This is a genomic window from Mesorhizobium sp. WSM1343, from assembly GCF_055901535.1.
On the sequence record NZ_CM148370.1, the window covers coordinates 913,654 to 931,842 of the forward strand.

17 protein-coding genes are annotated in these 18,189 nt (G+C 62.9%); 11 read left to right on the forward strand and 6 right to left on the reverse strand.

The features are described from left to right. The first annotated feature begins 65 nt into the window (after nucleotides 1–65). Together AC0NIL_RS04380 and secB are read left to right on the forward strand one after the other, a co-directional pair. Nucleotides 66–566: an FxsA family protein gene (locus AC0NIL_RS04380; protein ID WP_082826715.1), complete on the forward strand. Its 501-nt coding sequence runs from the start codon at nucleotides 66–68 to the stop codon at nucleotides 564–566. Between the two features lie 130 nt (nucleotides 567–696). After that, nucleotides 697–1,197 (forward strand): protein-export chaperone SecB, encoded by a 501-nt coding sequence (gene secB, locus AC0NIL_RS04385; RefSeq protein ID WP_013528724.1) that lies wholly within the window; start codon nucleotides 697–699, stop codon nucleotides 1,195–1,197. A 121-nt stretch (nucleotides 1,198–1,318) separates the two neighbouring features. Here secB and dnaQ read toward each other — a convergent pair whose 3' ends face one another. The 5 genes from dnaQ to AC0NIL_RS04410 form a co-directional block, all read right to left on the reverse strand. Beyond that, entirely contained in the window at nucleotides 1,319–2,020 is a 702-nt protein-coding gene (dnaQ, locus tag AC0NIL_RS04390) for a DNA polymerase III subunit epsilon (protein ID WP_473574068.1), read from the reverse strand. 210 nt (nucleotides 2,021–2,230) lie between these two features. Beyond that, nucleotides 2,231–2,824, reverse strand: coding sequence for a dephospho-CoA kinase (gene coaE / locus AC0NIL_RS04395; protein WP_473574067.1), 594 nt, complete (start codon nucleotides 2,822–2,824; stop codon nucleotides 2,231–2,233). After that, the gene (locus AC0NIL_RS04400) at nucleotides 2,821–3,663 is read right to left on the reverse strand and encodes a shikimate dehydrogenase (protein WP_473574066.1); all 843 of its coding nucleotides are present in this window, start codon (nucleotides 3,661–3,663) and stop codon (nucleotides 2,821–2,823) included. Before AC0NIL_RS04400 ends, coaE begins: the two co-directional genes overlap by 4 nt. Continuing rightward, entirely contained in the window at nucleotides 3,656–4,255 is a 600-nt protein-coding gene (locus AC0NIL_RS04405; RefSeq protein ID WP_473574065.1) for a Maf-like protein, read from the reverse strand. The genes AC0NIL_RS04400 and AC0NIL_RS04405 overlap by 8 nt, the downstream gene beginning before the upstream one ends. A 238-nt stretch (nucleotides 4,256–4,493) precedes the next feature. Next, nucleotides 4,494–5,315, reverse strand: coding sequence for a pyruvate, water dikinase regulatory protein (locus AC0NIL_RS04410; RefSeq protein WP_013528729.1), 822 nt, complete (start codon nucleotides 5,313–5,315; stop codon nucleotides 4,494–4,496). A 405-nt stretch (nucleotides 5,316–5,720) separates the two neighbouring features. On the opposite strand from AC0NIL_RS04410, the gene hemE reads away from it, so the two are divergent. The 3 genes from hemE (at nucleotide 5,721) to rho (ending at nucleotide 8,784) form a co-directional block, all read left to right on the forward strand. Beyond that, the gene (gene hemE / locus AC0NIL_RS04415; protein WP_275953379.1) at nucleotides 5,721–6,752 is read left to right on the forward strand and encodes a uroporphyrinogen decarboxylase; all 1,032 of its coding nucleotides are present in this window, start codon (nucleotides 5,721–5,723) and stop codon (nucleotides 6,750–6,752) included. Beyond that, nucleotides 6,752–7,288: a protoporphyrinogen oxidase HemJ gene (gene hemJ, locus AC0NIL_RS04420; RefSeq protein WP_063173417.1), complete on the forward strand. Its 537-nt coding sequence runs from the start codon at nucleotides 6,752–6,754 to the stop codon at nucleotides 7,286–7,288. Before hemE ends, hemJ begins: the two co-directional genes overlap by 1 nt. A 230-nt stretch (nucleotides 7,289–7,518) precedes the next feature. After that, on the forward strand, nucleotides 7,519–8,784 hold the full coding sequence (gene rho / locus AC0NIL_RS04425; RefSeq protein WP_013528732.1) for a transcription termination factor Rho: 1,266 nt from the start codon (nucleotides 7,519–7,521) through the stop codon (nucleotides 8,782–8,784). 199 nt (nucleotides 8,785–8,983) lie between these two features. Here rho and AC0NIL_RS04430 read toward each other — a convergent pair whose 3' ends face one another. Then, a complete protein-coding gene (locus tag AC0NIL_RS04430; RefSeq protein ID WP_275953380.1) occupies nucleotides 8,984–11,002 on the reverse strand; it encodes a thioredoxin domain-containing protein in 2,019 nt (672 codons plus the stop codon). 64 nt (nucleotides 11,003–11,066) lie between these two features. Here AC0NIL_RS04430 and mnmE point away from each other — a divergent pair, with 64 nt between their 5' ends. From mnmE to AC0NIL_RS04460, 6 genes are all read left to right on the forward strand, one after another. After that, a complete protein-coding gene (gene mnmE / locus AC0NIL_RS04435; RefSeq protein WP_473574064.1) occupies nucleotides 11,067–12,398 on the forward strand; it encodes a tRNA uridine-5-carboxymethylaminomethyl(34) synthesis GTPase MnmE in 1,332 nt (443 codons plus the stop codon). Nucleotides 12,399–12,699: 301 nt separating this feature from the next. Then, on the forward strand, nucleotides 12,700–14,580 hold the full coding sequence (mnmG, locus tag AC0NIL_RS04440) for a tRNA uridine-5-carboxymethylaminomethyl(34) synthesis enzyme MnmG (RefSeq protein WP_275953382.1): 1,881 nt from the start codon (nucleotides 12,700–12,702) through the stop codon (nucleotides 14,578–14,580). Continuing rightward, a complete protein-coding gene (rsmG, locus tag AC0NIL_RS04445; protein WP_275953383.1) occupies nucleotides 14,577–15,209 on the forward strand; it encodes a 16S rRNA (guanine(527)-N(7))-methyltransferase RsmG in 633 nt (210 codons plus the stop codon). Before mnmG ends, rsmG begins: the two co-directional genes overlap by 4 nt. 52 nt (nucleotides 15,210–15,261) lie before the next feature. Continuing rightward, on the forward strand, nucleotides 15,262–16,062 hold the full coding sequence (locus AC0NIL_RS04450; RefSeq protein ID WP_013528736.1) for a ParA family protein: 801 nt from the start codon (nucleotides 15,262–15,264) through the stop codon (nucleotides 16,060–16,062). 63 nt (nucleotides 16,063–16,125) lie between these two features. After that, on the forward strand, nucleotides 16,126–17,016 hold the full coding sequence (locus tag AC0NIL_RS04455) for a ParB/RepB/Spo0J family partition protein (protein WP_013528737.1): 891 nt from the start codon (nucleotides 16,126–16,128) through the stop codon (nucleotides 17,014–17,016). A gap of 514 nt (nucleotides 17,017–17,530) precedes the next feature. Next, the gene (locus tag AC0NIL_RS04460) at nucleotides 17,531–18,157 is read left to right on the forward strand and encodes a DUF1326 domain-containing protein (RefSeq protein ID WP_127366385.1); all 627 of its coding nucleotides are present in this window, start codon (nucleotides 17,531–17,533) and stop codon (nucleotides 18,155–18,157) included. The last annotated feature ends 32 nt before the right edge of the window (nucleotides 18,158–18,189 follow it).

The following is an 18,189-nucleotide window of genomic DNA, read 5'->3' on the forward strand; positions in this document are numbered from 1 at the left end:
GCGATTGCCAGTTGGCGGCCAAAACAATCAAAACGGTCATAACGATCGAAAAAGGTTGGCAAGACTTGCGCATTTCGTTGCTTCCCTTCTTTCTCCTTGCACTGCCGCTGCTGGAAATAGCCGGTTTCGTCATCGTCGGCCGCGAGGTCGGCGCGCTGGCGACGGTAGGCCTCGTGCTGGCCTCGAGCATCGCCGGCGTGCTTTTGCTCCGATACCAGGGTTTTGGTGTCATGGCCCGCATCCGCAACGAGATGGCCGCCGGCCAGAACCCCAGCCGCCACCTTGCGCACGGCGCCATGATCGTGGTTGCGGCAATCCTCCTGATCATCCCCGGCTTCATCACCGACATCATCGGCCTGCTGCTGTTTCTGCCGCCGTTGCGCGACTTTGCCTGGAGCCGGTTCAAGGGCCGCATTGTCGTCGCTACCGATTTCTCGACCGGCGGTTTTCGTGGCCGCCAGCGCGACAGGGTCATCGACCTCGAAGACGGCGACTATTCGCGCGAGGACGATCTGAAGCGCGGCCCGGATCACAACTCGCCGTGGCGCCGCCTGAAGGACGATTAGCGCGCCGTCCCATCTCCATGCCGCAGCCGGGAAGCAAGGCGGCAAACCTTGTCTTGTCATCCCCGCCATGGTAGCGAACGCCCGATTTCAATTCGGTCAGCGACGCTGCCCAGGCAAGAGGACAAGGCTTATGGCCAGCAAAGATGACGCGCCGGTCGGCGCAGCCAACGGAAACGGCAATGCGGCGCAGCCGTCGCTCAACGTTCTGGCGCAATATGTGAAGGATCTGTCCTTCGAAAGCCCCGGCGCGCCGAATTCGCTGCGCGGCCGCGACAAGGCGCCGGGGATCGCCATCAATGTCAACGTCAACGCCAACCCGCTCTCCGATAAGCAGTTCGACGTCAATCTGACGCTCAACGCCAAGGCGTCCTTCGACCAGGAAGTGCTGTTCAATGTCGAGCTGGTCTATGGCGGCGTGTTCGCCATCGCAGGCTTTCCGCAGGAACACATGCTGCCGATCCTGTTCATCGAATGCCCGCGTCTTTTGTTCCCGTTCGCCCGCCAGATCATCGCCGAGGCAACCCGCAATGGCGGCTTCCCGCCGCTGATGCTCGACCCGATCGACTTCGCGCAGATGTTCCAGCAGAAGCTGGCCGAGGATCAGGCGTCGTCGAAGGTCCAGGTGAGCTGAGGCCTACTGTCTCGTAAGCGTTTGAAAAGCCCGGCCTTGCGCCGGGTTTTTTGTTTTGGGCGGGACGATTGAGGCGCCGGCAGGGCAGAGGGGGGCGCCAAGGATCGCCAACGGGACGATTTTAGTTCCCGAGAACCTTCAGCCACAGCGCCTTTTCACCCAATGTCCCGACCATGCCGGCGTGCGCGGCGCGTTCGGCTTCTGTCACGCGCGGCGGCAGCGGTGCCGGGCGCTGGCTGATGATGATCTCGATCTGGCGGACATTCTCGCCCTGGGCCGGCGCGGTGGCGCTGTCGAGGATAAGGGCCGCCTGCTTGCCGCCGATCAGCTCGATATAGACCTCGGCCAGCAATTCGGAATCGAGCAGGGCGCCGTGCTTGGTGCGCTTGGTGTTGTCGATGCCGTAGCGCCGGCAGAGCGCATCGAGCGAATTAGGACCCATCGGGTGCTTGCGGCGCGCCAGCGCCAGCGTGTCGACGACGACGCCGTTGTCGATGACAGGGTGACCCAGCCGGCCGAATTCGACGTTGAGGAAGCCGACATCGAAAGTGGCGTTGTGGGCGACCAGCTTGGCGCCGTCGGTAAAGTCCAGCCACTCCTGCACGATCTCGGCGAAGGTCGGCTTGCCCGCGAGGTCCGCCGCGCTGATGCCGTGCACCGCCTGTGCCTCGGCATGGATCGTGCGGCCTTGCGGGTTGATGTAGTGGTGGAAGGTCCTGCCGGTCGGGAAACGGTTGACCAGTTCGACGCCGCCCAGCTCGATCACGCGGTCGTCGCGCGAATCCAGGCCGGTGGTTTCCGTGTCGAAGATGATCTCACGCATCGAATCAGTCGCTCCAAAGGAGCAGAATCATGAGAGCGGAACAAAATGGCAATGAGAAACTATGATGGCCAGGGCAATCGCACAGGTTTGCGCCGCCCCTCATCGCCCTGCACCTTTCCTCTCCCCCGTCGATCGGGGGAGAGGTGTCGAGCGAAGCCGGCAGGCAGATAAGCGGCTCTCACATCGACAGCTGGCGGTCGAGCGGTGGGCTCAACCACCTGGCTTGCCTATCAGCTGGCTGATGATTGCAGCGACCTCCGCCCGCGCGGCGTCCATCCCCTGTCCGGTGTCGACGATGAAATCGGCCTGACGGCGCTTTTCCGCGTCCGGCACCTGCTTGGCCAGGATCGACGCCAGCTTCTCTTCCGTCATGCCGGGCCGTGCCAGCACGCGTTCGCGCTGGGTCTCGGCCGGGGCGGTGACGACGACGACCTTGTCGACGCGGTTGCGGCCGCCGGTTTCGAACAGCAGGGGGATGTCGAGGACGGCGACCGGCGCGCCTGATCCACGATGCCTGGCCAGAAAGGCATCGGCATCGGCGCGCACCAGCGGGTGGATGATGGTTTCCAGCCGCTTCAGCGCCGCGGCATCGCCGAGCACGCGCGCGCCAAGTTTGGCACGATCGACCACGCCGGCGGATGTGGTGCCGGGAAAGGCGGCCTCGACCAGGGGTGCTGCCTTGCCGGCATAGAGGCGATGCACCGTCTCGTCGGAATCATGGACCGGCACGCCGGCGTCAGTGAACATCCTGGCTGTGGTCGACTTGCCCATGCCGATCGAGCCGGTGAGGCCGAGCACGATCATGGCTTCGGCACCAGATCGGCGACGATCAGGGCCCGAAGTTCGGCCGTCACCCGCGGCCTGATGCCGAACCAGCGCTCGAAGCCAGGCACGGCCTGATGCAGAAGCATGCCGAGACCGTCGACCGTCTTCAGATTTCGCGCTCGGGCGGCCGCAAGCAGCGGCGTCTCCAGCGGCACATAGACGATGTCGGTGACGATGGCATGGTCGGGCAGCCGGGCGGGATCCGCCGACAGGCCTTCATTGCCATGCATGCCGAGCGCGGTGGTGTTGACCAGCAGGCCGGCATCGCCGAGCAGTTCGTTGGTCGCCGCCATGCCATGCGCCGAGACACCGGTGCCGAAACGATCGCGCAATTCCTGCGCTCGGGCCAGAGTGCGGTTGACGATGCGGATGTCGGCAACGCCGCGCTCCTTCAGCGCATGGATGACGGCGCGCGACGCGCCGCCGGCGCCGAGCACCACCGCCGGACCCTTGCTTGCCCAGCCCGGTGCATGATCGTCGAGGTTGGCGGCAAAGCCGTGACCGTCAGTGTTGCCGCCCCACAGGATGCCGTCCTCGAACCACAGCGTGTTGACGGCGCCGATTTCTTGCGCCGCCTGGTCGCGGCGTTCGGCCAATGCGAAGGCCGCTTCCTTGTGCGGGATGGTGATGTTGCCACCGCGGTAATTGTTTGCCTGCAATGTTTCCACGAACACGGCAAAGTCTTGCGGCGCGACATCGAGGGCCTGGTAGCTTCCGTCGATGCCATGTTTGGCCAGCCAGTGACCATGGATCTTCGGCGAGCGCGAATGCTTGACCGGATGGCCCGACACGAAGGCTTTTTTCGACGCCTCAGCCATCGATCGCCCCCAGGTCTCGCAGTTCGGCCAGCAGCGGCAACAGCGGCAGGCCGACAATGGTGAAATGATCGCCCTCGATTTTCTCGAACAATTGAATGCCTTCGCCTTCGATCTGATAGGCGCCGACGCTTCCCAGCGCCTTGGCGCCGACGCGGGCGAGGTGGCGGCCGATGAAGGCGGGGTCGAGCTTGCGCATGGTCATCGAAGCGATGCCGACATGGCGCCACAAAATCTTGCCGTCGCGAACCAGCACGGCGGCGCTGTTCAACTGATGGGTCTTGCCCGACAGCGCCAGCAAATGACGGCGGGCACCCTCCATGTCAGCCGGCTTGTGGAACACCTCGTCGCCGAGCGACAGCGTCTGGTCGCAGCCCAGCACCAGGGCGCCCGGCCTGCGCTCGCTGACTTCGGTCGCCTTAGCCTCGGCCAGCACCAGGGCGACGTCCTCGGGCGAGACGCCGCTATCCTGCAAAGGCGACTCGAGCGCGCGCTCGTCGACATCGGCCGGCACCGCCTCGACATCGACGCCGGCATTGACCAGCATCGCCTTGCGGAACGGACTGCCGGAAGCGAGGATGAGTTTTTCGGTCATGCTGATTCACCCATGTTGGCGCTCCGTCACGCACCCCTCATCCGACCGAGCTTCGCTCGGCCACCTTCTCCCACAAGGGGAGAAGGGAAGTCCCGCGCGTACGCCGCTGCAAATCGCCAACTGGCGGTATCTCGCGGAGACGACGGTGCCACGTTCTTCCTTCTCCCCTTGTGGGAGAAGGTGGCCTCGCGAAGCGAGGTCGGATGAGGGGTGCTGGTGCTCACTTATCTTACCTGCCCTATCTATTCTTCCCCCGCAGGGCAACGATGGCCGCCGCCGTTTCCTCGATCGAGCGGCGGCTGACGTCGATCATCGGCCAGCCATGCCGCGTGCAGATCTTACGGGCGTAGGCGAGCTCTTCGCTGATCGCCGCGCGATCGACATAGTCTGATGCCTCATATGAGCTGCTGTTGCCGAGGATGCGGTTTTGCCGGACGTGCGAGATGCGCTCGGCGGTGGCGATCAGCCCGACGATGAGCGGCTTGCTGGCGGCAACCAGGCTTTCCGGCACCGGCACACCGAGCACGATCGGGATGTTGGCGGTCTTGATGCCGCGGTTGGCGAGATAAATGCTGGTCGGCGTCTTCGACGTGCGAGAAATGCCGATCAGCACGACATCGGCATCGTCCATGTTGAGCGGCAGCTGGCCGTCATCATGGTCCATGGTGAAATTGAGCGCATCGATGCGGCGGAAATATTCGGCGTCGAGAACATGCTGGGCGCCGACGCGGCGGCCGGCGGGGGTGCCGAGATAGGACTGGAACACGGTCAGCACCGGCTCCAGCACCGACACACAGGGCAGGCCCATGGCCGCGCAGCGCTCGTCGATGCCGCGCGCCAGCTTCTGGTCCACGACCGTATAGAGGATGATGCCCGGCTCTTCCTCTATGTCCTCGAACACCTTCGCCACCTGCTTTTCGGTGCGGATGAGCGGATAGATATGCTCGATGGCGCGCGCATCCTTGTATTGTGCCGAAGCCGCCCGGCCGGCGGCGAGCAGCGTTTCGCCGGTCGCGTCGGAAATCAGGTGCAGGTGGAAGAAGCTCTGGGGTTTGTTCACAGGGGGTCACCTGGGGCTGTGGGCTTCTGTGGATAAAGCGGGATGAAAAGAGGGATCGGTCGGAGGCGACTGTATCAGATGGCAGTTTGTCCACAATTCGATGCGCTGTCAGCTTCGTCGGGCGACTGGGGACAAGTTTGGGGACGGCTTTTTTCGCCTACAGTCCGTCCACAGGACCTGCCTTTCACCGCTCTGCCTAACGCTCTGACTCGATTGATCGATTCCGACCTATCCCCAGAACCCTACATCTGGGAAAAAGAAGCACGCGACAATATGTTGGCTGGTGTTTTCCGGGGCAAAGCGGGACAGGTGGCAATCACCAGAACCAACAGACTCTTAGAATCAGAAGAATCTTAGATATAAGAATCTTTGATTATAGAAGAGGCCGGAAGAAGCGAGCGCTTGATGCCCCAGAACCGGATCATGCTGGATGTCCTGAAGGGCAAGGCTCATTTTCCGCCTCCGCTCTGGATGATGCGTCAGGCAGGGCGTTATCTGCCGGAGTATCGGGAGACACGCAGGCGAGCAGGCTCGTTCCTCGATCTCTGCTATGATCCAGACCTTGCCGTCGAAGTGACCTTGCAACCGATCGAGCGCTTCGGCTTCGATGCTTCGATCCTGTTTTCCGATATCCTTGTCGTTCCGCATGCGCTTGGCCGTGACGTCCGTTTCGAAGAGGGCAGAGGGCCGCTGCTGACGCCGATCACCGCGCCGGAGATTCTGGCTCTGGAAGGCAAGGTGTTTCACGTGAATCTCGAACCGGTCTACGAGACGGTTCGCCGGTTGCGGGCCAAATTGCCCGACGAGACAACCCTGATCGGCTTCTGCGGCGCGCCGTGGACGGTGGCGACATACATGATTGCCGGCCATGGCACGCCCGACCAGGCGCCGGCGCGGCTTTTTGCCTATCGCGAGCCGGTGGCCTTTCAACGATTGCTGAAGGTGCTTGCCGAACATTCGGCCGCCTATCTCATCCGCCAGATCGAGGCGGGCGCGGATGTGGTGCAGATTTTCGATTCCTGGTCCGGCGTGCTGGACGATGAAACTTTCGATTTGTTCTGCGTTCAGCCGATGGCCGAGATCGTTGGCCGGGTGCGGGCGGTTTATCCCGATGTCCCGATCATCGGTTTTCCCAAGGGCGCCGGTGCGCGCTACCGGACCTATCGACAGAAGACCGGCGTAACGGCGCTGGGCATCGACTGGACGGTGCCCCTGATTGCGGCGAAAGAATTGCAGCGCTCGGGTGCGGTTCAGGGCAATCTCGATCCCTTGCGGCTCGTGGCTGGCGGCAAGGCGCTGTCGGATGGCGTCGACGCGATCCTGAGAGCGCTGGGAGACGGGCCGCTGATCTTCAACCTCGGTCACGGCATCACGCCGGAGACGCCGATCGCCCATGTCGAGGCGATGGTGAAACAGGTGCGGAGCGCGACACGCTGATGGCTCAGATGAACAACACGAACAGCACCGGCCAGGCGATGATGCGCATGATATCAGGTATCGCCGTGCTGATCGTTTTCACCGCGCTTTTGTATTTCGCGGCACCCGACAGTTTCTACCCCTGGGCCAAGGCGATCCATATCCTCGCCGTCATCTCGTGGATGGCGGGCATGCTCTATCTGCCGCGGCTGCTGGTCTATCACGCCGATGCCGAGAAGGGCTCGGTGCAGTCGGAAACCTTCAAGGTGATGGAGCGGCGCCTGCTGCGCGGCATCATAAACCCGGCGATGATCGTCACCTGGGTGTTCGGCCTGTGGCTTGCCTGGAAAGGCTTTGGTTTCCAGGGCGGCTGGCTTCACGCCAAGATCGGAGCGGTGCTTTTGCTGTCGGCCATGCATGGCTATCTGGCCGGTGCGGTGCGTAAATTCGCCGAGGACCGCAATGAAAAACCGGCCAGGCACTGGCGGATGGTCAACGAGATCCCCACATTGCTGATGATCGCAATAGTCATCCTGGTGGTGGTCAAGCCGTTCTGATGCATGCCGCCCAAAAACGGCCAGGAGACTGCGACAGGCATTGATGCGTTTTAGGCCTTCATAGGCCATGCAAAACGCAGCTTGCTCTTTCACCCGACCGACGATAAAAGACGGGTCTTCCTTCCCGTCATGCGCCGCCCCTCGTTGTTTTCGGCCGCGCCCGGCATTTGTCGCATCCCGCCGATATTTTCCCAAAGCCTACCCAGACTCCATCTATTCAAGGTCCGTCTATGCAAGAAATGAAACTCGCCGAGTTCAAGAACAAGAAACCGCCAGAGCTGATCGCTTATGCCGAATCGCTGGAGGTCGAAAACGCCAGCGTCATGCGCAAGCAGGAGCTGATGTTTGCGATCCTGAAGAAGCTGGCCGCCCAGGAGATCGAGATCATCGGTGATGGCGTGGTCGAGGTGCTGCAGGACGGTTTCGGCTTCCTGCGCTCCGCCAACGCCAATTACCTGCCAGGTCCCGACGACATCTATATTTCACCGTCGCAGATCCGGCGCTTTTCGCTGAAGACCGGCGATACGGTCGAAGGGCCGATCCGCAGCCCGAAAGAGGGCGAGCGCTATTTCGCGCTGCTCAAGGTCAACACCATCAATTTCGACGATCCCGAGAAGATCCGGCACAAGATCCACTTCGACAATCTGACGCCGCTCTATCCGACCAAGCGGCTGAAGATGGAGATCGAGAATGTCACCACCAAGGACATCTCGGCCCGCGTGATCGACCTGGTGGCGCCGATCGGCAAGGGACAGCGCGCTTTGATCAACGCGCAGCCGCGTACCGGCAAGACGGTTCTGATGCAGAACATCGCCCACTCGATCACCGCCAACCACCCGGAATGCTATCTGATCGTGCTGCTGATCGACGAGCGGCCGGAAGAAGTGACCGACATGCAGCGCTCGGTGAAGGGAGAGGTGATCTCCTCGACCTTCGACGAGCCGGCGGTGCGCCACGTGCAGGTCGCCGAAATGGTCATCGAGAAGGCCAAGCGCCTGGTCGAACATGGCCGCGACGTCGTCATCCTGCTCGATTCGATCACCCGTCTCGGCCGCGCCTACAACACCGTCGTGCCGTCATCCGGCAAGGTGCTGACCGGTGGTGTCGACGCCAACGCGCTGCAGCGGCCGAAGCGCTTCTTCGGCGCCGCCCGCAACATCGAGGAGGGCGGTTCGCTGACCATCATCGCCACCGCGCTGATCGATACCGGCAGCCGCATGGACGAAGTCATCTTCGAAGAGTTCAAGGGCACCGGCAACTGCGAAATCCAGCTCGACCGCAAGGTCGCCGACAAGCGCATCTATCCGGCCATGGACATCCTGAAGTCCGGCACCCGCAAGGAAGACCTGCTGGTTTCCAAGCAGGACCTGCAGAAGATCTTCGTGCTACGCCGCATCCTGGCGCCGATGGGAACCACCGACGCGATCGAGTTCCTGATCGACAAGCTGAAGCAGACCAAAACCAATGCGGATTTCTTCGATTCGATGAACACGTAAGGGGATGGGGTAGCGATCCTTCGCGCCCCCCTCTGCCCTGCCGGGCATCTCCCCCTCTAGGGGGAGATTACGCCCTTGGTCGCTTTCGGCAATTATCAACGCCGTAAGGTGAACGGAACAGGGAAGCTGCCGATCTCCCCACTTGAGGGGAGATGGCCGGTAGGCCAGAGGGGGCGTCTCTCGCCGGCGGTTAGCAAAACTATCGCCGTCGCAACAATCGCTCCAGCTCTTCAGCATCCGTCGCCGCCGGCAAACAAACCTGCCCCGTGCACAACCATGCACCTGCCTTGTCGGTCGGCGGCAGGATTCCACCGGGCAGCAAGGGTCGATTCGCTGCCGTACCGATCGGCACGACGATGTCGATGCGGCGCGGGTCCGGGTTTCGATTCGCAACCGGAACGAGCTTTGGATCTGTGAGCTCATCCACCAACACCAGCTTGAGTGGCTCGATTGCCAGGGCGCAGGCATTGACGATGCCGGCCTGGCCATAGGCCTGGTGCGCCGCGCGGCCGGCGGCATGCTCGGCGACGTGCCAGGCTCTTTCCTGCAGCTCGAGATTGCCGGTGACGGAGGCGAGCCTGACCAGCGCCTCGATGATCTGGCCGGTGGCGGACGGAATGGCTTCGTCGACATCGCCGCGGATGCGGATCGGCACGTCGGTGCTGTCGGAAGCAGTCAGGTAGTAACCTGTCTTCTCGGCGTCGGCATGCCAATGCTCGAGCTGCCCGACAAACTGGCCGGCCTGGTCGACATAGCTCCAATCCCCGGTGGCCTCGAACAGCGAGATCGCGGCGTTGGTCATAGCGGCATAGTCGCTGGACAAAGCCGGGAACAGTTTTCTGGCGCCGAGCATCGAATGCGGCAGACGGCCGTCGCGGCTGCCAGAGCTGATATAGGCAAAGGCCTTTGCCGCCGCATCGATCCAGTCAGGCCGCGCCAGCGCCCGGCCGGCCTCGGCAAGCGCTGCGATCATCTGGCCGTTCCAGTCGATGAGGGTCTTTGCGTCAAGGCCGGGCCTGACCCGCTCTTCCCGGACAGCAAGGAGTTTCGCCTTGAGCGCGCTGATCTCTTCGCGGTGGATCACATATTGCAATTGCTGAGACAGCGTTTGGTGGACGACCGGCTTGCCTTCCCAGCCATGCGGGTTGGAGAGCGTGAAGTGCTTGAAAAACAATGCGGAATCGTCTCCAAGGGCGGCTTCGATCTCGTCGCGGCTCCAGGTGTAGAACAGACCTTCCTCGCCGTCGCTGTCGGCATCGAGACTGGCGGCAAAGGCACCGCCGTCGACGCGCATTTCGCGCAGCAGCCAGCCGATCGTCTCTTCGATTCGCACCCGGAACAATTCATTGCCGCTTGCGGCATAGGCCCAGTTGCAGAAGCGGAGGAGCTGGGCATTGTCGTAGAGCATCTTTTCGAAATGCGGCACCAGCCATTCGGCGTCGGTGGAGTAACGGCTGAGCCCGCCGCCGATGTGGTCGTAGATGCCGCCGCGCAGCATCTGCTCGAGGCTGTTGAGGACGTCGTCGCGATGGGCGGCATTGCCGTCGCGAAGCCAGGACAGCCACAGCGTTTGCATGAACGGCGCGTTGGGAAATTTAGGCGCGCCGCGCAATCCGCCGAGATCACGGTCGATCATGCCGTCGATGCCCTTGGCCAATTCCGCCAGCGTGGCGCGGTCGAGCACGGTTCTGGCATGCGAACCGGCGAGCCGTGCCTCGACATGCGTCGTCAGGCCGTCGGCGCTCTGGTTGAGGCTCGCCCGCTTCTCCCGCCAGGCCTTGTCCACCGCCTCCATCACCTGGACAAAACCCGGGCGGCCGTAGCGCGGCTCGCGTGGAAAATAGGTGCCGCCCCAGAACGGCTTGCCGTCCGGAGTCAGGAACATGGTCAGCGGCCAGCCGCCCTGCTCGCCCATCGAGGACAGCGCCGCCATATAGATCTGGTCGATGTCCGGGCGCTCCTCGCGGTCGACCTTGATATTGACGAACAGACGGTTCATGACGGCGGCGACGCCATCGTTTTCGAAGCTTTCATGCGCCATGACATGGCACCAATGGCAGGCGGCATAGCCGACCGAGAGCAGGATCGGCCTATCCAGCGCTTTTGCCTCTTGGAGCGAAGCCGGCGACCAGGCCCGCCAGTGGACGGGATTGCCGCTATGCTGCTGCAGATAGGGGCTGGCTTCTTCGGCAAGCAGGTTTTGCGCGGGCAGCGTCACTGGGCAAACTCGGGTGCGATTGGCTGATAGGCGTGAAGCTAGGGCGGTTCAGTAGAGCGGGCAAATGATTTCAGGCGATTCCATCGTAGCGCTGTCGAGCGGCCGGCTGCCTGCCGGCGTCGCCGTCATCCGAATTTCCGGCCCGCAGACTCGATTCGTGGTCGAAACGATTGCTGGGACTATGGTTAAGGACCGCGCGGCGGCTCTGCGCCGACTCAGGGCGTCTGACGGGACATTGCTCGATACCGGCCTGGTTGTGTTCTTTCCCGGTCCGGCCAGTTTCACCGGCGAGGATGTCGCGGAATTCCACGTTCATGGCGGCCGTGCCGTTGTGGCAAAAATGCTGGAGACGATGACCGGTTTTGACGGCGTCAGGCACGCGGAACCGGGTGAATTCACGCGTCGCGCCTTTCTGAACGGCAAGGTCGACCTGGTCGAGACCGAGGCGCTGGCGGATCTCGTCAATGCCGAGACGGAGGCGCAGCGGCGCTTCGCGGTCCAAAATGCCGGAGGCGCCCAAAGCGAACTCTATCTCGGCTGGCGCCGCAGGCTGATCCATGCCCGCGCCATGATCGAGGCCGAGATCGATTTCGCCGACGAGGAAGACGTCCCCGGTTCCGTTTCGGATACGGTCTGGTCTGATGTCAGAACGATGATCGACGAGATCGACCGGCACATCGCCGGATTTCGCGCCGCCGAGATCATTCGCGACGGCTTTGAGGTCGTCATCCTCGGTGCGCCCAACGCCGGTAAGTCGAGTCTGTTCAACGCCCTGGCGCGGCGCGATGCCGCTATAGTAACGGATGAGCCAGGCACGACCCGCGACCTGCTTGAAGTGACACTTGATCTTCAGGGGCTGCGTGTCCGGCTTACGGATACGGCCGGGTTGCGCGATGCGCCGGGGAAGGTCGAGGCGATCGGCATCGAGAAGGCGAGGGCCAAGGCGCATGGCGCCGATCTCTTGCTGTTGCTTAGGGATGTCGCCGATCCCAGGGAGATTGGACTGCTGCCGACCGAAGCGCCGATCTTACGTGTCGGCACCAAGCTCGATCTGCTGGAAAGCCGCGCGGCGAGCGACGCGACGGAGGATTACGACCTTGTCATTTCAGTGAAGAACGGGACGGGCGTGGAGGAACTGCTGGCGGAGATCGGCCAGCGGGCGGCGGAGGCAGCCGGCAGCGTCGGCGATGTCCTGCCGTCGCGCCTTCGCCACGTCGAATTGCTTGGCGAGACCAACCGTCATCTGCTTCGCGCCACCGATGGCCGTTCTGTCGGGCAGGAGTTGCGCGCGGAGGAGCTGCGGCTTGCCGCCGACCGCTTGGGCCGAATCGTCGGCGCCATCGACGTCGAGGACATGCTGGACGTGATCTTCTCGCAGTTCTGCATCGGGAAATGACTCACGTGAAACATTGGGTCGCTGCGGCGTGAGCTCCCTTTAGATCGTATGTTGCTTTGCTGCATGGCTTCGTGATTTCGACGAACCCCGAAGGCGGGGAGGCTCCATCTGGGCCACCACCGCGCTGCGCCGCCTGCATGACTCACGTAAAACGTGGCAGGCGGCCCCGATGACTCACGTGAAACACTGAGCTAACTGGCGGCTCGGCTGTTTCACGTGAAACTTGTCGCGGAGTTTTCTTGACAGCGTCGCTCCGCAGGGACATGTGTCCCTCATTCTTCTGAGTCCAGGACGTTTGGAAATGACCAATCGCTATGATGTGGTTGTGGTGGGCGGCGGCCACGCGGGTTGCGAGGCGGCTAGTGCTGCCGCGCGCGCCGGTGCCAGGACCGCGCTGGTGACGCTGCGTTTCGACACGATCGGGGTGATGTCGTGCAACCCAGCGATCGGCGGGCTCGGCAAGGGCCATCTGGTGCGCGAGATCGATGCCATGGACGGCTTGATGGGGCGCGTGGCGGATGCGGCAGGCATCCAGTTCCGCCTGCTCAACCGCCGCAAAGGCCCCGCGGTGCGCGGACCTCGCACGCAGGCCGACAGAAAGCTCTATCGCCTTGCCATGCAGGAAGCGATTCGGCAGCAGAACGATCTCGACGTGGTCGAAGGCGAGGTTCTGGACTTCGAAATCTCCGATGGGCAGATCAGGGCTGTTCTCCTGGCTGATGGGCGGCGCCTGGCTTGCGGCGCGGTCGTTCTGACGACCGGAACTTTTCTGCGCGGGCTTATCCATATCGGCGAGAAGAAGATCGTCGCCGGCCGCATGAACGAGCAGGCGAGCCTCGGCCTGTCGGCAACGATGGACCGCGCCGGCTTCAAGCTTGGACGGCTGAAGACCGGGACGCCGCCGCGGCTCGATGGCCGGACCATCGACTGGGCGTCGCTGGAAAGCCAGGCGGCGGATGCGGATCCGGTGCCGTTCTCGCTGATGACCGACCGTATCGAGACGCCGCAGATCGAGTGCGGCATCACCCGCACAACGACCGCCACGCATGAGCTGATCCGCGCCAATCTTGGCCGCTCGGCCATGTATTCCGGCTCGATCGAAGGCGTTGGGCCGCGCTATTGCCCGTCGATCGAGGACAAGATCGTCAAGTTCGGGGACAGGGACGGGCACCAGATTTTTCTGGAGCCGGAAGGCCTGGACGACGACACCGTCTATCCCAATGGCATTTCGACCTCGCTGCCCGAAGATGTGCAGCTCGACATCTTGAAAACCATTCCGGGGCTGGAGCGGGCCGTCATGCTGCAGCCCGGTTATGCCATCGAATATGATCATGTCGATCCGCGCGAGCTGCATCAGACGCTGGAGACGAAGCGCATCAGCGGCCTGTTCCTCGCCGGGCAGATCAACGGCACGACCGGCTATGAGGAAGCGGCCGGGCAAGGCTTGCTTGCCGGCCTCAATGCGGCGCGGCGGGCGGCGGGCAGCGCGCAGATCGTGCTCAGCCGCACCGAGGCCTATATCGGCGTCATGGTCGACGATTTGACCAGCCGGGGCATTGCGGAGCCCTACCGGATGTTCACCTCGCGGGCCGAATTCAGGCTGTCGTTGCGTGCCGACAATGCCGATGAGCGGCTGACGCCCGTGGCTGCGAAGCTTGGCATCGCCTCGGCGCAGCGGATGCAGCGCTACGGGGATGTCATGCAAAGTCTGGATGAGGCTCGGGAGCTGGCGAAATCGCTCACAATGACGCCCAACGAGGCGGCGCGACACGGGCTGGAGATCAACCGGGACGGCGTGCGCCGGTCCGGTTACGAATTACTATCCTATCCCGACGTCGACGTGGCCTGGTTGGGACGCATCGATTCGCGATTCGCGGCAATCGACGGCAAGGCGGCGGAGCGACTCGAAACAGAGGCCAAATATTCGGTCTATCTCGATCGCCAGAAGACGGATGTGGCGCAGATCCGGCATGAAGAGAGCCGGCTGATCCCCGAGACGGTCGATTTCGCTGGCGTGCCGGGTCTGTCGAACGAGTTGAAGCAGAAGATGCAGGCGCGGCGGCCGCGCTCCATCGCCGATGCCCAGCGCATGGAAGGCATGACGCCAGCGGCGCTGGCGATCATTGTCGCGCATGTCCGTCACGCGGAGAGCGCCCAGCGCCTACAAAAGGATGTTGCGTGAGTTCTATGACCCTAGCGAGCCTGCAGGACACGGCAGGCCCGGTTTCACGTGAAACATTCGATCGGCTGGTGGCGTTCGAGCAGATGTTCCAGAAGTGGAATCGCAGCATCAATCTGGTGGCGCAATCGACCTCGGGCGACGTCTGGCAGCGTCATATATTGGACAGCGCGCAGCTCGCGCGCATAGAGCCGGCCGCCACACGCTGGGTGGATATCGGCTCAGGCGGCGGATTTCCGGGCCTTGTCATGGCTTTCCTGCTGGCCGAGCGCGACGGCGCCAGCGTCGATCTGGTTGAAAGCAATCGCAAAAAAGCATCCTTCCTGCAGACCGTCATTGGGCAGTTCAGCCTGCCGGCGCGGGTGGTGGCGCGCCGCATCGACGACAGTCATGCGCTTGTTTCGACGCCGCAGATCGTCACGGCGCGGGCGCTGGCTCCGCTTTCGACCTTGCTGGACCTGTCGGCGCCCTGGCTGATTTCAGGCGCGCGCGGTCTGTTCCACAAAGGCCGGGATTACCGCACCGAAGTGCAAGAAAGCGTTCACCGATGGTCCTTCGATCTGGTAGAACATCCCAGTGTGACCGACGCTGGCGGCGTCATCCTGGAATTGTCCAACCTGCGACCTGTCTGATCCGTCACTGACAGGCGATTTGGCGCCCAAAATGAATTTCTGGCATAAACCCATGATGAAGAATGGCCCCCGAATCATCACCGTAGCCAACCAGAAAGGCGGCGTCGGCAAGACAACCACCGCCATCAATCTGGCGACCGCGCTGGCCGCGATCGGCGAAAAGGTGCTGATCGTCGATCTTGATCCGCAGGGAAATGCCAGCACCGGTCTCGGCATCGACCGCAAGGACCGGACGGTGTCCTCCTATGACGTGTTGACCGGCGAGTTGGAGCTGGAGGCCGCGGCCATCCCGACGGCGGTGCCCGGCCTGTCGATCGTGCCGTCGACGCTCGACCTGCTCGGCATTGAAATGGAGATCGCCTCCGCGCCCGACCGGGTGCTCAAGTTGCGTAATGCGCTGCGCGCCGCGACCGAGCGCGGCGCACCCTTTGGCTATGTGCTGATCGATTGCCCGCCATCGCTCAACCTTTTGACCTTGAATTCAATGGCTGCGGCCGATTCTGTTCTTGTGCCGCTGCAATGCGAGTTCTTCGCGCTCGAAGGTCTCAGCCAGTTGCTGGAGACGGTCGAGCAGGTGCGCCGCTCGATCAATCCGGATCTGACCATCCAGGGCATCGTGCTGACCATGTATGACGGCCGCAACAATCTCGCCAACCAGGTGGTGCAGGATGTGCGGGCGCATATGGGCGACAAGGTCTACGAGACCGTCATCCCGCGCAATGTGCGGGTGTCCGAGGCGCCGTCCTACGGCAAGCCGGCGATCCTTTACGATCTGAAATGCTCGGGCAGCCAGGCCTATCTGCAACTGGCGTCGGAAGTGATCCGCCGCGAGCGCAAGTTACGCGCCGCTTGATTAGACTCCCTGCAATCTAAAGAGCCGATTCGATACCGAAACGATCCGGAACCTGGAATAAAGATGAGCGAAGACCTTTCGAGAAAGAGACTGGGGCGTGGGCTGGCGGCGCTGATCGGCGAGATCGATCGCCCAGCTGCGCCTGAAAAACCAGGCATGAGCGCCGACGGCAAGGTGCCGATCGAGTTCCTGACCCCCAATCCGAAGAATCCGCGGCGGCATTTCGGCGACGCCGAGCTGACCGACCTTGCCCAGTCGATCCGCGAACACGGCGTCGTCCAGCCGGTGGTGGCGCGTCCTTCGCCGGCACAGGCCGGCCGTTACGAGATCATCGCCGGCGAGCGGCGCTGGCGCGCGGCGCAGCGCGCCGGGCTGTCCGAGATCCCGGTCATCATCCGCGAGGTCAACGACCGCACCGCGCTCGAGCTGGCGATCATCGAAAACGTCCAGCGCACCGACCTCAATGCGGTCGAGGAAGCGCTTGGCTATCAGCAGCTGATCGATGAGCACGGCTACACCCAGGCCGATCTCGGCCAGGTGATCGGCAAGAGCCGCAGCCATGTCGCCAACACGCTCAGGCTCCTGAAGCTGCCGGACGTGATCCGCGACATGCTGGTCGACGGCGCGCTGTCGGCGGGCCATGCCCGCACGCTGGTGACGGCGGAAGATCCGGCCGGCCTTGCCAAGCGTATCGTCGAAGAGGGCCTTTCGGTACGCCAGGCCGAAGCGCTGGCCCAGATACCGGCCGGCACCAGCAGCACCAAGGAAGCCAAGCCGGCGCCAAGTCCGGAGCAAAAGGACGCCGATACGCTGGCGCTGGAAAAGCTGTTGACCGATACGATCGGCATGATTGTGTCAGTGGATCACAAGGGCAAGGGCGGCACTTTGCGGGTTTCATACCGGTCGCTGGAGCAGCTTGATGAGCTGTGCAGAAGGCTGAAGCAGGAGCGTTAGTTAGCCGGCGAAGTATATTGAGACCGGAGATTGCGCATGTGGAAAGGGGCTGGCCGTTTGGCCGGCCTTTTCCTTTTGGGGCGCTGGTGATTGGCGAAATCGGTGACGCCGCGAATCTCCCTCCTTGAGGGGAGATGGCCGGCAGGCCAGAGGGGGTCGCCCCACATCAAGCGCCGGGCCCCTGCGGGAACGAAGAAGAGGTCAGCGCCCCACGCGCGGCGGCCCCCTCTGTCGCCTTCGGCGACATCTCCCCCCTCGAGGGGGAGATCAGGCTCGCTCCCCAGCCTCGCGCTCTCAACCGCGATCCCAAGCAGCGCCTGCCGCCAGCCCTGCCGCTCGCGGCTTGACAGTGCCAGGCAACGGCGTAACCTATATTAGATATGGCTTAAATTATGTGCCCTAGCGTGCCGGTCAGTCGAGGCGGGCGCTATTTGCCGTTCCTACAACAATCGTGAAATGGCACTGCCCCGCCAATGCGATATGCCGACGCGCCTGACGCAAGTGGGAGGTGCAAATGGCAGTCCGTTGGCAATTGTCCGGAAGTTACTTCGAAAATTGTAGCTGCGATGTCGTATGTCCTTGTCTGCTGTCCACCAACGCGCAGCTGACATCGAAGCCGACGAAAGGTGTTTGCGACGTCGGTTTGGTCTTTCACATTGATACGGGCAACTACGGCGACGTTCGATTGGATGGGCTCAGTGTCGCGATGGTCGCTCACACGCCGGGTCCTATGGCAAACGGCAATTGGACGGCCGCCGCCTATATCGACGAACGGGCCGATGACAGGCAAACAGAGGCGCTAGGTGCCATCTTCACCGGCGCTGCGGGCGGCCCTATGGCGGTGCTGGCACCGATGATTGGCACGAATCTTGGCGCCAAGAAGGTGCCGATAAGCTACCGGATAGACGGCAAGAAGCGGTCGGCGGAGATTGCGGGCGTCATGCAGATGGCGGTCGAGCCGCTGCCGACAATGCGCGAGGACGGGCAGATGTGGGCGGCCACCGGCCATCCTGTCAATCCCGATTGGCTCGCCCTGGCGATGGGGGCGGAAGGCAGTACATTCAGCGATCATGGCATGAGCTGGGACAATTCCCGCCGAAACGGACATTACGCCCCGATCAATTGGTCTGGGCAGCAGTAGCCGTTGGCAGCGTAGCACGGAACGACCTCGTC

What these genes read in the sequence shown, in the direction of transcription:
- AC0NIL_RS04460 (WP_127366385.1), top strand. Translation starts at nt 17,531, where the DNA reads ATGGCAGTCCGTTGGCAATTGTCCGGAAGTTACTTCGAAAATTGTAGC.
- AC0NIL_RS04400 (WP_473574066.1), bottom strand. Translation starts at nt 3,663, where the DNA reads ATGGCTGAGGCGTCGAAAAAAGCCTTCGTGTCGGGCCATCCGGTCAAG.
- rho (WP_013528732.1), top strand. Translation starts at nt 7,519, where the DNA reads ATGCAAGAAATGAAACTCGCCGAGTTCAAGAACAAGAAACCGCCAGAG.
- hemJ (WP_063173417.1), top strand. Translation starts at nt 6,752, where the DNA reads ATGGCTCAGATGAACAACACGAACAGCACCGGCCAGGCGATGATGCGC.
- dnaQ (WP_473574068.1), bottom strand. Translation starts at nt 2,020, where the DNA reads ATGCGTGAGATCATCTTCGACACGGAAACCACCGGCCTGGATTCGCGC.
- mnmG (WP_275953382.1), top strand. Translation starts at nt 12,700, where the DNA reads ATGACCAATCGCTATGATGTGGTTGTGGTGGGCGGCGGCCACGCGGGT.
- AC0NIL_RS04450 (WP_013528736.1), top strand. Translation starts at nt 15,262, where the DNA reads ATGATGAAGAATGGCCCCCGAATCATCACCGTAGCCAACCAGAAAGGC.
- hemE (WP_275953379.1), top strand. Translation starts at nt 5,721, where the DNA reads ATGCCCCAGAACCGGATCATGCTGGATGTCCTGAAGGGCAAGGCTCAT.
- mnmE (WP_473574064.1), top strand. Translation starts at nt 11,067, where the DNA reads ATGATTTCAGGCGATTCCATCGTAGCGCTGTCGAGCGGCCGGCTGCCT.
- AC0NIL_RS04455 (WP_013528737.1), top strand. Translation starts at nt 16,126, where the DNA reads ATGAGCGAAGACCTTTCGAGAAAGAGACTGGGGCGTGGGCTGGCGGCG.
- coaE (WP_473574067.1), bottom strand. Translation starts at nt 2,824, where the DNA reads ATGATCGTGCTCGGCCTCACCGGCTCGATCGGCATGGGCAAGTCGACC.
- secB (WP_013528724.1), top strand. Translation starts at nt 697, where the DNA reads ATGGCCAGCAAAGATGACGCGCCGGTCGGCGCAGCCAACGGAAACGGC.
- AC0NIL_RS04405 (WP_473574065.1), bottom strand. Translation starts at nt 4,255, where the DNA reads ATGACCGAAAAACTCATCCTCGCTTCCGGCAGTCCGTTCCGCAAGGCG.